The organism is Pedobacter sp. (genome assembly GCF_045627485.1).
Taxonomy (GTDB): domain Bacteria; phylum Bacteroidota; class Bacteroidia; order Sphingobacteriales; family Sphingobacteriaceae; genus Pedobacter.
Window position 1 is genome coordinate 20,133 of the sequence record NZ_JAZQNU010000016.1, and the last position, 16,220, is coordinate 36,352.

The window sequence follows — 16,220 nt, forward strand, 5'->3', positions numbered from 1 at the left end:
ATGCGTCGAATAAAAGCTAATGTATTAGGAATCAAGTGGGTCCTCCTCATCTATTTAAGTTTAATGTCGTCAACTATGTATGCACAATTTCAACCTGCCTGGTCATCGCTTGACCAGCGCGAAACGCCTTCCTGGTGGAAAGATGCAAAGTTTGGTATTTTCATTCATTGGGGCTTATATTCCGTTCCGGCCTATGCCCCTGTGCATGAAGTGGAAGGTGTGTATGAAAAATATGCAGAACATTATGAAAATAGGCTACTGACGAAAAATAAGCTGTTTATGGCGCACCATAATAAACATTATGGTGTTGATTTTAGCTATGCGGATTTTGCTCCCCTTTTTAAAGCAGAATATTTTAACCCTGATCAATGGGCATCACTCATACAAGCTTCCGGCGCCAAATACGTGGTGCTCACCGCTAAACATCATGATGGTTTTACCTTGTGGCCAAGTCAGCACAGTCCTCGTTGGAACAGTGTGGAAATGGGTCCACATCGCGACCTGGTGAAAGACCTGTCAGACGCAGTTAGAAAAAAAGGCATGAACATGGGGTTTTATTATTCCTTGCTGGAATGGAACCATCCCTTATACAAACCAGCAACGATTAACGAATGGGTAGATACACATATGATACCTCAACTTAAAGACCTCGTGAACCGCTACAAACCAGAAATCATCTTCTCTGATGGCGAATGGGATTACAACAGCAAAGACTTAAAAAGTGAGAGTTTCCTGGCCTGGCTCTACAATGAGTCGCCGGTAAAGGACACAGTGGTGGTGAACGACCGCTGGGGCAAGGAAACCAGAAGTTTACATGGTGACTATTATACCACAGAATACGACCTGGTACATAACGAAAAGGGGATCGGAGAAAAAAGCACCCATCCATGGGAAGAGAGCAGGGGCATGGGTACCTCCTATGGGTACAATCGATTTGAAACTGCTGCAGATTATTTCACCTCCAAACAATTAATCCGTTTGTTGATTGAAAAAGTGGGTAATGGTGGAAACCTATTGCTTAATATCGGTCCACAGGCAGATGGACTTATTCCTGTAATCATGCAGGAGCGACTGCTGGATATGGGTAACTGGTTAAAAGTAAATGGTGAAGCTATTTATGGTACCACAGCATGGCCGGACCGCCCACAACCCAGTCAAAATAATGAAGTCTTTTTCACCCAGAACCAGGACGCTCTGTATGTGTTATGTACTTCCTGGCCTGTTCAGCCAATTACGATTCATGGAGTTAAAGAAGTTGGGGCGGTTAGCTTGCTAGGTACAGAGTTTCCCTTGAAAAGTAGCTTAAAAAATGGCCAGCTAACCATTCACGTGCCATCCATTATGCCCGGCCAATTCCCTGGCGAGCATGCCTGGGTTTTTAAAGTTGCAGGTTTTAAGCCTCGCTAACGTTATTTCGTAATTAGTCTTTTTTGACAAATGATGTGCTGGTTTAAGTCTTAAAACCAACCATTCCGAGAACGATTGCACAAATTTTTTCTGCTAAAACTGATCTAGATCGTTCGGAAGTTCGTAAGCTTGTTTAACCAAATTTAAACATTATGAATTTCAAGACTCCAGGTAACAATCGATTGCCGCGTATTCCCATTAATTTTCAGGTGATTTTATAGGTATTCAATTTATATCCATGACTTTACGGTTGTGGAACAATTGTGTAATGCCTCTTTAATAATTATTAAACTAACCAAATATTATGATCAAATTATACCTATCCATTGTTGTGCTTTGCTTTTTCAGCATGGTAGCGACAGCACAAAACCGCACCATTAGGGGGCAAGTCTCCGATGCAAAGAGCGGTGAAACTCTAATCGGCGTAAGTGTGCTGGTAAAAGGCACCACTACAGGGACCAGTACTGATAATAACGGTAATTACACGATAACTGTTCCATCCAACCAAGCCGTACTACAAGTTAACTATGTAGGTTATGCTAAACAGGAAGTTGCCGTTGGAAGTCAATCGCAAGTCAACATCAAATTAGCGGCCGACGACCAGGAACTAAATGAGGTGGTGGTAATTGGTTACGGAACGGTAAAAAAGAGAGACTTAACCGGATCGGTAGTTTCGGTTAAAGGAGAGGATATCGCTAAAGTCCCTTCTTCTAACCCATTAGAATCCATTCAAGGTAAGGTTCCTGGCGTAGATATTACCAGAAGCAGCGGTGCAGCATCATCTATTAGCAGCAGCGGTGCTCCATCATCGGGAGTAAACATTAACATCAGGGGAACTCGTTCTATCTCCGCTGGGAATGGACCTTTGATCATTGTTGATGGGGTTCAATATTCCAGTCTTCAGGATTTAAGTCCGAACGACATTGCTTCCATGGACATCTTAAAAGATGCTTCTTCAACGGCGATTTATGGATCCAGAGGTGCTAACGGCGTAATTCTGATTACTACCAAAAAAGGTATTTCTGGTCAGGCAACCGTATCCCTCAATTCATATTACGGTATTTCGCAGGTTGCACGTTACCCAAGTGTAATGGATGGAGACCAATTTATAAACTTACGTCGCGAGGCTTTCCGTGCCACAGGAAACTGGGCAAGCCCTGCCGATGATGTCAGTATTTTCAATTCGGCTGAATACGCAGCTGTTCAAAACAGGGATTTTGTCAATTACCAGGACTTGCTAATACACGACGGAAGCTTGCAGAATCATCAGCTAGGCATCAGGGCAGGAACGGAAAAAACTAAAGTGTACTTCTCTTTAGATTATCTGGATGAAAAAGGTATCCTTAAACTGGACAGGTCTAACCGCTATACAGCCAGATTAAATGTTGACCAGACTATCGGTAAAATTTTCACTACAGGTTTACAAGGACAATTTACACATTATGAGCAAAGTGCCCGTCGGGATCCTTTAAACCAGGGTAACAAAATTTCGCCACTGGGACGCGTTTATGATGATGAAGGAAACTTTATCGTTTACCCCTTAGCCGGAACATTTGTTAATCCCCTTGCAGATGAGCAGCCTGACGTGTACACCAATGAAGGCGTTATTAACCGTACTTTATTGTCTGCATATGTCGAATTAAGACCTTTCGCGGGTTTAGTAGCCAGGTCTAATGTGGGTGCTAACCTGAATACAGACCGCATCGGTACTTATGCAGACCGGTATTCCATCGAACGTAATGGATCTGTTCCAAAAGCAACTTATCGAGCTTCAAACAGTCACCTGATCAATATTGAAAACTTTGTTACCTATAACAAGGAGATCAAGGATCACGCGTTCACCTTAACCGGGATCAACAGTTTATTATTCAACCGCAATGATAATATCTCTGCCTCGGGAGAGAACCAATTGTTAAAATCTCAGCTTTTCTACGGTTTAGGTAACACTCAAAATCAAGCGGTAGTCACCAGTTATGGTATGAACAATTTGGTTTCCTTCGCTGGAAGAATCAACTATGCTTTTAAAGGTAAATACTTGTTAACGGCTACCGGTCGTACAGATGGTTCGTCTAAATTAGCAGAAGCCAACAAATGGGCGTTTTTCCCTTCTGCTGCAGTTGCCTGGAGGGTTAGTGACGAGGCATTTTTAAAGGACAATAAAGTAGTCAGCGATTTAAAGCTGAAGTTTAGTTACGGTATTGCCGGTAGTGATAACATTGATGCTTATTCAACACAAAGTAGCTTAACCAGAATTGCCTTTGCTTATGACGATGCTGCAGTACCCGCTTATGGTTACTCGCCAAGGATTGGTAACGTAAGCCTCACTTGGGAGAAGACAAAAACAAGTGACATTGGTCTGGAATTGGGTTTATTTAAAAACAGAATTACTGCAACGGTTGATTATTATGACTCGCAAACTTATGATCTGTTATTAAACAGAAGTTTACCTCCATCAAATGGGGTGACCAGTGTGATCCAGAACATAGCAAAAACACGTAACAAAGGGCTGGAGGTTTACATCTCTTCCAAAAATATAGAGAGCGCTAACTTTCAATGGACCACCAACTTATCTTTCAGTAGAAACAGAGAAAAAATTGTTGAACTAGCAGGTGGCGCACAGTCTGACGTGTTAAATTCGTGGTTCGTAGGCTCACCAGTGCAATCGTTCTATGATTATGAAAAAATTGGTATCTGGCAAACGGCCGATGCTGAACTTGCTGCTACCTACGGACAGAAACCAGGTGACATCCGTGTAAGCGACTTAAACAATGATGGAAAAATTGATGCAACGAATGATCGTAAGATTATCGGAACTAACCGTCCGGATTGGACAGGAGGTTTAGAAAACACCTTTTCTTACAAAGCCTGGGATCTGAATGTTTACCTATTTGCCAGAATGGGTCAAACCATCAATGCCGATTTCTTAAGAAGATACAATCCAACAGGTGCAGAAAACAGTGGTACGATTATTAACTATTGGACACCAGAGAACCCAAGTAATGATTACCCACGACCGAATAAAAACGTATCCTTAGCGTCCACCTTGTATAATTCGACCCTTGGATATGTTGACGGTTCATTCATCAGGTTGAGAAACATTACGCTGGGTTATACGATCCCTAAGTTAACGCTGGAAAAAAGCTTTATTAAGAGCGTGCGTGTGTATGCAACGGCCAGAAATCCGTTTACGTATACCAAGTCAGGCAGGCTAGATCAGTATGATCCGGAAAGAGGTGGTTCGGAAAGCTCACCAATGACCAAACTTTACACCTTCGGCTTGAACGCAACATTTTAACTATCAAATTGAATCACTATGAGACACTATATATATAAAGGATTAATAGTTTTAGCAGGCTTAACGATGACGTTTTCCTGTAAAAAATCTTTAGAAGAGAATAACCCTTCGGGAATCACCGCAGAGAGTGTGTTCACTACGCCGGCTGGTTTTGAAACCTTAGTAAATGCGGCCTATTCTTACCAACGCTGGTGGTATGGAAAAGAGGAGGGATACAACCTAGCGGAGATGGGAACAGATTTGTGGATGAGTGGTGCCGGTGATGTACACACTGATTTAACACAATATGTTAACCTGCAGGGTACAAATTCTGCGATAACCACTGAATGGCAACAGTTGTATGCTGCTATCAACTTATGTAATGCTGGTATTAACCGTATTAGTGAAGCTGGTTTGGCTACAACAGTAAGACCCGTTAGAGAAGCAGAATTAAAATTCTTACGTGCATTTTATTACTGGCATGTGGTAGAAACCTGGGGTGGTGTGCATTTTACATTGGATGAAACACAGGGTGTAGTCACAACGGCTAACAAAACGCCAGTTGAGACTTTCAATAAACAAATAATTGATGATTTGATGTTTTCTGTGGCCAATTTACCTGCTACAACGAATGACTATGGTAGAGTGACCAAACCAGCGGCGCAAGCCTTTCTGGCTAGAATGTTCCTGACACAAAAAAAATATGCAGAAGCGAGAGATATGGCACTTGCCGTAATCAATGGCGGATATGGTTTTACGCTATTGCCTAACTATGCTGATTTGTGGAAAATGGCTAACCTTAAAAATAAGGAAGTCATTTATGCGGTGAATTATTCTGTTAACCTTTCAGTAAACGATTTACTTGATCCTATTTTAAATCCTTTAGGTCACAGTCGTGGAAGTAACAGTTCACATATGTTATTCGCCATGAAATATGATGATCAGCCAGGTATGGTGCGTGATATTAACAACGGGCGCCCATTTAACCGTTACATGCCAACGCGTTATTTACTGGATCTGTATAGCGATCAGGATGCTAGGTATGAAGGCTCGTTCAAAACCGTATGGTATGCCAACTCAACCAGCCGCCCAGCCGGCATGAGCATTGGTGATACCGCTATTTTTGCAACTAAAAGGGTGGTTACGCCAAGTGGCAAGCTTTACAAAACCTACGATCGTAATGCGGTTTATAATCCGAATGGAACAGTAAAAGATCAGCTGCATTATGTATCGCTTAACAAATTTGATGATCCCACCAGAAGCAGCGTCAATGAAGCCCAGAGTGCAAGAGATGTATTTGTAATTCGTTTTGCAGAAGTATACCTGATTGCTGCAGAAGCTGAGTTTAACCTTGGAAACACAACACAGGCAGCAACCCATTTAAATGTAATTCGCAGCCGTGCAGCCAAACCAGGAACGGTGGCAGCCATGCAGGTTACACCAGCGCAGGTGACCCTAGATTTTATTTTAGATGAACGTGCCCGTGAGTTTGCAGGCGAACAGATCCGTTGGTTCGACTTAAAAAGATCAGGAAAATTGTTGGATCGTGTTAAAGCCAATAATCCAAATGCGGCTACCATTCAAGAATTCCATTTAGTAAGACCTATTCCGAGAACGCAAGTTGATGCTGTAACTAATAAAGATGAGTTTACACAGAATCCTGGATACCAGTAGATTTATAAAGAAGTTAAGTTGGTGTTTCTGTTTAATGTGCATAACTCTAGCCGGTTATGCACAACAGAAATTTAAACCTGTAATCACCGTTGCCAAGGATGGCAGTGGTGATTATTTAACGATACAAGACGCTGTAAATTCAGTTCGGGATTTGGGGCAACAAGAAGTGAAAATTCTGATTAAAAGTGGCGTTTACCACGAGAAATTAGTTATCCCATCCTGGAAAGAAAAAATTTCTTTGATTGGAGAAAACCGGGAGACCACCATCATTACCAATGCTGATTATTCCGGGGCTAGCTACGGCAGTACAAAACACAGCACATTTACCTCCTACACGGTACTAGTAGAGGGTAATGACTTTAAAGCGCAAAATCTTACCATTCAAAATACAGCGGGCAGGGTTGGCCAGGCCGTAGCGTTGCACATAGAAGGCGATCGGGCCATCATCCAAAACTGCAGTATCCTTGGCAATCAGGATACCTTATATACCGCTACCACCACCAGCAGGCAATACTACTTGAACTGTTATATTGAAGGTACCACTGATTTCATTTTTGGTGAAGCCACGGTGGTGTTTCAAAGTTGTACCATCAAAAGCCTTTCGGATTCTTATATTACCGCTGCGGCAACGTCGCCAGGACAAAAATATGGTTATGTATTCTTTGACTGCACCCTTTTGGCCTCCCCCGATGCTAAAAAGGTTTACCTGGGCAGACCTTGGCGGCCTTATGCAAAAACCGTTTTTATCCGCACCAATATGGGTGCTCATATTGTCGCCGAAGGCTGGCACCACTGGCCTGGTGATGCGATGTTTCCCAATAAGGAGAAAACCACTTATTATGCTGAATATAACAGCACTGGTGCCGGTGGTGCCACCAAAAAACGCATTCCGTGGTCCAAACAACTCCCGGAAAAAGAACTGAAATCATATAACCTTCAGCAAATATTTAGTGGCAGCAATTCCTGGTTGCCTGCAAAAGAATAAGCTGATTTTAACACAAACACGATGAGACTAAAAAACCTATTATGGTTGGTTGCTGCAATGGCTTACGGCCAGCATGCTAACAGCCAGACAAACGCCAAAGCCAAATACTCCTGGGATAACCTTCCGCAGGTTGCAGCTCCTAAATTTAAAAAAGATACCCTGAATATTATTAAGTTCGGTGCAGTAGCCGATGGCATTACCTTAAATACCAAAAGTATCAACGAGGCCATTAGTCAATCCAGCAAAAAGGGTGGCGGTGTAGTATTGGTGCCTGCAGGATTGTGGTTAACCGGACCCATCGTGATGCAAAGTAATGTGAACCTTTCGGTGAGTAAAAACGCCACGCTTTTGTTTACCACTGATTTTGATCAGTACCCCTTAGTGAAGGGTAATTTCGAAGGTGTGCCGAGTATGCGTAACCAGTCGCCGATATCAGGAAACAACCTGGTTAATGTGGCCATTACAGGTGGTGGCATTATTGATGGCGATGGCGATGCCTGGCGCCGGGTTCACAAAGACCAGCTGAGTGAACCTGAATGGAACAAAAAAGTGAAGAGCGGCGGATTGGTTGCCGACGGCGGACGTACCTGGTACCCTTCTGTGAAAACACTTAAAGGACAGCAGACTCCTAATCCTGGAGCAATTGTGCCTGGGAAAACTGCAAAGGACTATGATGATGTGAAGGATTTTTTGCGCCCTAACCTGGTGGTTTTCACCCAATGTAAAAATGTATTGCTGGAAGGTGTTACTTTCCAAAACTCGGCCGCCTGGGCGCTGCATCCGCTCATGTGTGAAAACCTGACCATTAGGAATGTATACGTTAAGAACCCTGATTACGCACATAATGGTGACGGACTGGATATTGAATCTTGTAAAAATGTATTGGTAGAGGGTAGTGTTTTTGACGTAGGAGATGATGGTATCTGTATTAAATCGGGTAAAGATAAAGCTGGACGTGAACGAGATATGCCAACAGAAAACGTGATTATCCGCAACAATGTGGTTTATAAAGGTCACGGTGGTGTGGTTATCGGAAGTGAAATGAGTGGAGGTGCAAAGAATATTTTTGTGTCTGATTGTACTTTTCTAGGCACCGATAAAGGTATCCGTTTTAAAACCACACGAGGTAGAGGTGGGGTAGTGGAGAATGTTCACATCAGGAATATTGCCATGCGGAATATTGTTCACGAAGCCATTTTCTTCGATAAGTATTATTTCGTAAAGTCGCCTGCACCGGGCGTAAAGGTTGTTGTGCCCGCAGTAACGGAAGAAACACCAGAATTTAAAGATGTTTATTTTGACAATATCGTTTGCAATGGTGCCGAAAAAGGCATCTTTATACGTGGCTTACCGGAAATGAAGGTTAAAAATATATATATGAGCAATATGATCTTAAAGTCGCGATTGGGATCAGAAATTATCGATGCTCATAATATCAACCTTAAGAATGTGAAACTGATAGTTGATCAATCAAATAATAACCAGAACATCACCGTGAAAGACAGCCATGATGTTTATGTAGATGCCGTTAAACTTTAGTTATGTTGAGATTCCCGTATAAATTAACCACACTATCTATTTTACTTGCCACTGGTTTGACCGTTCAGGCTCAAAAGGTTGCTCATCATAAAACTGCTGTTTCAAAAGTATGGGTGGCCGACCTAGGAAACGGCCAGTATAAGAACCCGGTATTGGATGCCGATTATTCTGATCCGGATGCCATTAGGGTTGGAGATGATTTTTATATGGTAGCTTCTAGTTTTGACGCCGTACCGGGTATACCTGTTTTACACTCGAAAGATTTGGTAAACTGGACGCTCATCAACCATGCTTTACCTCTTCAGCCCCCTTTTGAGCACTTTTCGAAAACCCAGCACGGTAATGGTGTGTGGGCACCCGCCATTCGTTACCATAATAAGGAATATTATATCTATTACCCTGATCCCGATTTCGGTATCTATTTAACCAAAGCCACTGATCCGGCAGGCAAGTGGTCTGAACCGGTATTGGTGGAAGCCGGGCAGGGTTTAATTGATCCTTGTCCCCTGTGGGATGGAGATGGCAAGGTTTACCTTACTTATGCCTATGCCGGTAGTCGTGCAGGTATTAAAAGCGTTCTGGCCGTAAAAGAAATGAATGCTGCGGGCGATCGGACTATCGGAACAGGTACCATCGTTTATGATGGGCATGAAACCGATGCCACTATTGAAGGCCCTAAGTTTTACAAAAGAAACGGTTATTACTATATTTTCGCTCCTGCAGGTGGCGTCTCCACGGGCTGGCAACTGGTATTGAGGTCTAAAAATGTATATGGTCCTTATGAACGTAAAGTGGTCTTGGAGCAAGGGAGTACAACGGTGAACGGTCCACATCAGGGTGCCTGGGTAAACACGCAGACTGGTGAAGATTGGTTTTTGCACTTCCAGGATAAAGACGTTTATGGAAGGGTTGTTCACCTGCAGCCCATGAAATGGGTAAGAGACTGGCCGGTAATGGGTGTTGATAGAGACGGTGATGGTGCCGGTGAGCCGGTGATGACGTATAAAAAACCTAATGTGGGAAAAACCTGGCCCATAAGTACACCGCCAGAGAGTGATGAATTTAACAGCCGGATAATGGGCTTGCAATGGCAATGGCAGGCAAACCCCAAGGCAACCTGGTCTTTTTTAAATGCAGACAAAGGAACATTGAGGTTATATACCCAGGCTGTTCCTGAAGAGGCCAGAAGCTATTGGGACGTGCCGAATATCCTGTTACAAAAGTTTCCTACGGAAGTATTCATGGCCACCACAAAAGTTACCTTCAACCCGAATACCAAGCTTGAAAATGAAAAAACCGGACTCATCGTGATGGGCAAGAGTTACGCGAGCCTTGGTTTGAGAAGTGATCAAGACGGACTGGCAATCGTTCATGCCGAATGTTACGACGCTGAGAAGGGGAAGATGCCAACGGAAAAAACGATAGCACGGTTAAAAGGAAATGATGTGTACTTTAGGGTTTCAGTTAATAAAGGCGGCGTATGCCAGTTTAGCTATAGCCTGGATGGCACTCGTTTTATCAATGCTGGAGCAGCATTTAAGGCGGAATCTGGTAAATGGATAGGCGCAAAAGTGGGTTTATACGCTACCCGTACCGCCACCACCAACGATTCTGGTTATGCAGACTTCGATTGGTTTAGAATAGAGAACAACCTTTAATTTTATATAAAAGAATAACGAATAGTATAGACCTAAAACAATAACATGAAAAGATCCTTTTTATTTAGCTTCAGCTTGTTGTATATATTCATTGGAAACTCCTTTACCCTACAGGCGCAGGATAAACCTTTGTCTGAACAAATGGCTGCAACCGTCATGGACATCTGGGCAGATTCGCTGGAAATGGAACCAGGTAAAGCCGTAAAGTGGTCTTATGACCAGGGTGTCATCCTGGAAGGTATTGATGCCATCTGGAAACGGACGGGTAACGGTAAATATTTTGATTACATGAAAAAGTCAATGGATTTTTTCGTTACCGATCAGGGTGAGGTCCAAAGGTACAAACAAACAGAATACAACATCGACCATATTAAAAACGCAAGGACTATTTTAACCTTATACAAGGTTACCGGTCAACAGAAATACTTTAAAGCAGCTACCTTATTCTGGGACCAATTGCAAACGCATCCCCGTACCAAGGAGGGTGGCTTTTGGCATAAAAAGATATATCCCTATCAAATGTGGTTAGATGGGCTTTATATGGGACAACCGTTTTATGCGGAATATGCGGCTTTAACCAAAAATGACGCTGCTTTTGACGACATCGCCAACCAGTTTATCTTCATGGAAAACCATGCTCGCGATGCGAAGACAGGTTTGCTTTACCATGGATGGGATGAGTCTAAGGAGCAAAAATGGGCAAACCCGAAAACAGGAACCTCGCCCCATTTCTGGGGCAGAGCAATGGGCTGGTACGGAATGGGTTTAGTTGATGTACTGGATAACTTTCCGGAAGATCACCCTAAACGTAAAGACCTATTAGCCATCTTAAAAAGATTTACCGCTGCGGTAGGAAAATACCAGGATGCAAAAAGTGGCTTGTGGTACGATGTGATGGACCTTCCAAAAGGAAAAGGTAACTATTTCGAATCTTCTGCTGCTAATATGTTCGTTTATGCCATCGCAAAAGGGGTAAGAAAGGGCTACCTGCCGGCTGGTGACCTTAAGATAGCGCAAAAAGGTTATGCTGGCATCAAGAAAGAATTTGTCGAAAAGGGTGCTAAACCTGGTCAGGTAAATTTAAAAGGAACCGTAACGGTATCTGGTTTAGGCGGTAAGCCTTACCGTGATGGCAGTTACGAGTACTACATTAGTGAAAAGGTAATTACCAATGATCCAAAAGGGGTAGGTGCTTTTCTTTTAGCGGCAAGTGAAATGGAACTGGCTGAATTGCCAAAACCGGCTAAAGGAAAAACGGTACTATTGGATAGTTACTTCAATAATGAAATGCAGAAAAATCAAAGTGGTCACCAGGTATCCTGGCATTATAAATGGCCGGACCTGGATAATAACGGCTTCTCTAAATGGGGTGGTTTATTGGAGTCAAAAGGCTTTAAATTATCGACAACCTATGCTGCACCATCAGTGGATGATTTAAATGCTGCTGCTGTTTACATCATTGTTGATCCGGACACTAAGAAAGAAACACCAGATCCAAAATTCATCAATGCTGAACATATCAAGACCATCACGAATTGGGTAAAGGCTGGTGGGGTGTTGGTATTAATGGGCAATGACGCTGCAAATGCCGAACTGGACCATTTTAATGAGCTGACCAAGAAATTTGGGATTAATTTTAATAAAGATTTAAAGGGACGCGTAACGGGTAACCAATTTGAAATGGGTGCTGTTGCAGTCCCTGCAGGGAATTCCATCTTTAAAAAATCAAAGAAGTTATACATTAAAGAATACAGCAGTTTAACAGCAACTTCGCCAGCGGCATCGGTCTTAAAAGATAAGGATGGAAGCGTGGTCATAGCGGTTGCACCTTACATGAAAGGGAAAGTATTTGTGATAGGCGATCCGTGGTTGTACAATGAGTACATCGATGGCCGTAAGTTGCCAGTATCTTTCGATAATTTTCAGGCAGCAGATGAGCTGAGTGAATGGTTAGCTACACAAGTACAATAAGCTAACGAGTAATATAAATTACCTCAAGAACATATTAAACCAGCGTGTTAAACTTTGATTTAATATGTTCTTTTGCTTCTTTCTGGAAGCCTTCCGGCGTTTGCCCGGTTTGTTTTTTGAAAAAACGGCTAAAATAAGGCCGATCTGAAAAGCCTAAATCATAGGCTATCTCCTTAATTGTTAAATCACTGTGGATAATATTACGCTTCGCCTCCAGAATGATGCGGTCGTGGATCAATTGCATACCGGTTTTATCCAGTTTCTCTTTTAAAATCTGGTTGAGTCTTTTAGAACTGATGCCTAACTTTCCCGCATAAAAGTCGGTATTTCTGATTTGCCGGTAATTACTTTCCAGCAGCATGAGGAACTCGTATACCCTTTTCTGGTGGATATCATGCACCGTAAACTGCTGCTCCTTTACCTGTATCAGTTTCAGTAAGAACACTTTTAATAAGGCTTTTACGATGATGATGCCATTTTGCTGTTGCTGGTACTCTTCTTCCAGTAGTTTGTAAATGCCTGATAAACCTGTCGCTTCTTCTTCGTTTAATCGTAAACAGGAAAACTCGCCTTGCACATTAAAGATCTTGAACAAGTCTAACAAAAATTCCTTATCCCCGTCTTCGAGGATTGCCCTTTTAAAGGAAATCAATTCACCATTCTTCCCCGCTTTATTTAACTGGTGTACCCGATACGGAGGGATCAGGTAAATCCAGTCGCCTTTGCTTTCAAAGTCCGTGTTCTTAAGTGCATGTAACGGATTCTCGTTTTTTAACCACACCACTTCAAAAAAGTCCTTTCTACCCGGATCGTTAAGGTAACTCGGCGGGCAATTTCCAAGGTTACGAATATAGATCAGTGACTTTTCCAGTAGGGGTTCAGCGGTGGTATTTAACATAGTTACAAAGTTAAATAGAATAAGCTGGCTATGGTGGACGATTAGCTGTTTATGGTGGACTATTCGGAAATGACCTCCTGTATATTGCTTTATTATGATTTTCGAATGATTCAATTGGCAGATTATTCCATAGAATAGGCTGATTGTCTAACAGGATAAACACCGTCAGGTGATAGGTTTGTAATGTTTCAAATCAATACCATGCACAAGACTAAAGACAAGATAAAAACTGTAACTATTAAAGCGAACCTGGAGATGATTTTGGTGGAAAACACCTGGTTGTTAAAGCAGCTTAAACAGGAGCAGGTTGACACCTTCATTCAGGAAATTAAACAGGCGAATGCCATTTTTATAGTCGCCGCAGGCCGCTCAGGTTTTTCTATGCGGTCGGCTGCGATGCGTTTAATGCATATCGGTTTTACTGTTTATTTCGTTGGAGAAACCACCACGCCAGCCATTCGGCCGGGTGATTTATTGATCGCCGCTTCCGGCTCGGGAACAACCACCACTATCGTCAAGGCCGCTGAAAAAGCAATTGCTGCAGGCGCAAAAGTGGTGGCTATATCTACCACAGAGAATTCTCCATTGGCGGCTGTCGCTACTCACCTGGTTCATGTGGCTGCGGCAGAAAAACAAGACCATAATAGTACACGTTCAGCGCAATTTGCAGGGAGCTTATTTGAACAGTTTCTCCTGTTGTTTAACGATGCGGTTTTCCAAACTTTATGGCAGAACAAGCAGGAATCTGCAGAAGATATGTGGGAACGCCACGCTAACCTTGAATAAAATTATACTTATCCCCAATTAATTATCACAATAATATATATAAACAACATGGCAAAATTACAAGTAGCAATAGATTTACTAACCACAGAAGAAGCATTAGCCTTAGCCGCAAAAGTTGCGCCTTACGTAGATATCATTGAACTAGGTACGCCGCTAATTAAAAATATGGGTTCAACCGTAATCACGGCCATGAAAGCAGCACATCCTGACAAATTGGTTTTTGCAGATTTAAAAACGGCTGACGCCGGAGAACTGGAAGCTGATATTGCATTTAAGTCAGGAGCTGACTTAGTTACCGTAATGGGTGCTGCAGGTAACGCTACCATCATTGGAGCGGTAAAAGCAGCAAAAGCACACGGTAAAGGTATTGTAGTAGATACTATTGGATATCCTGATCGTGTGAAACGTGCACAGGAAGTAACAGAACTTGGTGTAGCGTTTGTAGAATTACACGCTGGCTTAGATGAACAATGGACGCCAGGATACTCTATCCAGGTGTTAATTGATGAAGCAGCAAGAGTAGGGGTTCCGGTTTCCGTAGCAGGTGGTGTAAACATCGACAATGTTGCCGCAGTAGTGAAAGCTGGTGCACAGGTTGTTGTTGCTGGTGCAGCCATTTATGGTGCAGCAGATCCTGCATTAGCAGCTAAAGCATTACGCGAAGCGATTGACGCAGTAGCATAACTTTTAGAACATCATAAAAAATGCGTCTCATCAACAGGGACGCATTTTTTATTTAAGGCTGTTTTTATTTATAGTTGTCCGATGGTTTTATATAAGGTGCGCACACTGGAAATGATAACCAATACGCCTACACCGATCAGCATGGTCTTTGTTTTTAATTTACCCGCTAACCTGGCCGCTATGGGTGCTGCCAGTACACCTCCTATAATTAACCCTGCAATGGTCTGGATATGACTGGTGCCAAGGATAATAAAAAAGGTCAGTGCACTGCCAAAAGTGACAAAAAATTCAGTTAAACTTACGGTACCGATAATGTACCTTGGTGTTTTCCCTTTGGCTATTAAGGTGCTTGTTACCAAAGGTCCCCAGCCACCGCCACCAAAAGAATCGAGAAAACCACCTGCACCTGCCAGCCAGCCTGCGTTTTTAACCTTCCTGCTTTCGTTCCTTTTTTTAAAGGCATTAAATAGAATCCGGGCCCCTAACATTAGGGTATAGACAGATAAGACTGGACGTACGTATTCACCATAAGTCTCCCCAAGGTAGGCTAATAAAACGGCACCTATCACGGCTCCGGCCACACCAGGTAACAATAAAGTTTTAAACAATTTTTTATTGATGTTTCCAAATCGGTAGTGGCTAAAGCCAGAGGCGCCACTGGAAAACATTTCCGCGGTGTGGATACTTCCACTGATGGCCGCAGGGTTAAGACCGGTAGAAAGCAACACGGTAGTGGATATCACACCGTAACCCATTCCTAAAGCGCCATCAACCATTTGCGCCACAAAGCCGGCTAATACCATCCAGCCAAAGGCTGCATCCAGATCAAGGTCGTTAGTGAAAGTTCGGATCGCCAGTGAAAAATCATTTAAAGGGTATAAGGAGGTAATGGCATGACCGATAATGATAAAGGCTAAGGCAAATAAACAGCGGGCAGCAAATGTCTTCCAATACTTTTCATCGCGTTTGTTCTTGATTGCTGCATGTTGCACCGGAGGCTGGCCTACCAGAGACACCAGTACGCCAGCTTGCTCCGCAAGCTCTTTAAGCTGCTGCTGAGCTGATGTATTAGTATGTTTTAACAAAATCAGGTCGTATTCAGCGATATCATCTTTTGAAAGATCAACAATGCCCGCTTCTACTGATAAGGTATCTGTTTCAACTTCCTTGTTTTTTTGTTTAAACACATGCAGGGCCTGTTTGATTTCCTGGCTTTCGCCAATAACCAGAATTTTGAAGGACACTTTTTCTAATACATGATTTGTCGGGGTGTACTGATGATCCTCCATTTAGCGCTTGCAACTTGTGTGATTCTAATTGATTTTATACAAATATATTAAAATC

The 16,220-nt window shown here is 42.7% G+C and carries 11 protein-coding genes; 9 read left to right on the top strand and 2 right to left on the bottom strand.

Annotation, left to right across the window (positions count from 1 at the left end; genetic code table 11):
* From ACR2F3_RS01200 to ACR2F3_RS01230, 7 genes are all read left to right on the top strand, one after another.
* Positions 1 to 1,407, top strand: a complete 1,407-nt coding sequence (locus ACR2F3_RS01200; protein WP_432708157.1) for an alpha-L-fucosidase — start codon at positions 1 to 3, stop codon at positions 1,405 to 1,407.
* Between the two features lie 304 nt (positions 1,408 to 1,711).
* Positions 1,712 to 4,702 carry a SusC/RagA family TonB-linked outer membrane protein gene (locus ACR2F3_RS01205; protein ID WP_432708158.1) on the top strand — a complete coding sequence of 997 codons (2,991 nt, stop codon included), beginning with the start codon at positions 1,712 to 1,714 and terminating at the stop codon, positions 4,700 to 4,702.
* Between the two features lie 18 nt (positions 4,703 to 4,720).
* On the top strand, positions 4,721 to 6,355 hold the full coding sequence (locus ACR2F3_RS01210) for a RagB/SusD family nutrient uptake outer membrane protein (RefSeq protein WP_432708159.1): 1,635 nt from the start codon (positions 4,721 to 4,723) through the stop codon (positions 6,353 to 6,355).
* 34 nt (positions 6,356 to 6,389) lie between these two features.
* Positions 6,390 to 7,340, top strand: a complete 951-nt coding sequence (locus ACR2F3_RS01215) for a pectinesterase family protein (RefSeq protein WP_432708160.1) — start codon at positions 6,390 to 6,392, stop codon at positions 7,338 to 7,340.
* A gap of 21 nt (positions 7,341 to 7,361) precedes the next feature.
* A complete protein-coding gene (locus ACR2F3_RS01220; protein WP_432708161.1) occupies positions 7,362 to 8,879 on the top strand; it encodes a glycoside hydrolase family 28 protein in 1,518 nt (505 codons plus the stop codon).
* Between the two features lie 2 nt (positions 8,880 to 8,881).
* Positions 8,882 to 10,537, top strand: a complete 1,656-nt coding sequence (locus tag ACR2F3_RS01225) for a glycoside hydrolase family 43 protein (RefSeq protein ID WP_432708162.1) — start codon at positions 8,882 to 8,884, stop codon at positions 10,535 to 10,537.
* Positions 10,538 to 10,582: 45 nt separating this feature from the next.
* On the top strand, positions 10,583 to 12,508 hold the full coding sequence (locus ACR2F3_RS01230; RefSeq protein ID WP_432708163.1) for a DUF4350 domain-containing protein: 1,926 nt from the start codon (positions 10,583 to 10,585) through the stop codon (positions 12,506 to 12,508).
* A gap of 34 nt (positions 12,509 to 12,542) precedes the next feature.
* On the opposite strand, the gene ACR2F3_RS01235 is transcribed toward ACR2F3_RS01230, so the two are convergent.
* The gene (locus tag ACR2F3_RS01235; protein WP_432708164.1) at positions 12,543 to 13,406 is read right to left on the bottom strand and encodes a helix-turn-helix domain-containing protein; all 864 of its coding nucleotides are present in this window, start codon (positions 13,404 to 13,406) and stop codon (positions 12,543 to 12,545) included.
* 201 nt (positions 13,407 to 13,607) lie between these two features.
* Between ACR2F3_RS01235 and hxlB the strand changes: the two genes are divergently transcribed.
* Positions 13,608 to 14,192, top strand: coding sequence for a 6-phospho-3-hexuloisomerase (gene hxlB, locus ACR2F3_RS01240; RefSeq protein ID WP_432708165.1), 585 nt, complete (start codon positions 13,608 to 13,610; stop codon positions 14,190 to 14,192).
* A gap of 48 nt (positions 14,193 to 14,240) precedes the next feature.
* Positions 14,241 to 14,876, top strand: coding sequence for a 3-hexulose-6-phosphate synthase (gene hxlA / locus ACR2F3_RS01245; protein WP_432708166.1), 636 nt, complete (start codon positions 14,241 to 14,243; stop codon positions 14,874 to 14,876).
* A gap of 68 nt (positions 14,877 to 14,944) precedes the next feature.
* Here the strand turns inward: hxlA and ACR2F3_RS01250 are convergent, their stop codons facing one another.
* Positions 14,945 to 16,165, bottom strand: coding sequence for a sulfite exporter TauE/SafE family protein (locus ACR2F3_RS01250; protein WP_432708167.1), 1,221 nt, complete (start codon positions 16,163 to 16,165; stop codon positions 14,945 to 14,947).
* Positions 16,166 to 16,220 lie beyond the last annotated feature (55 nt).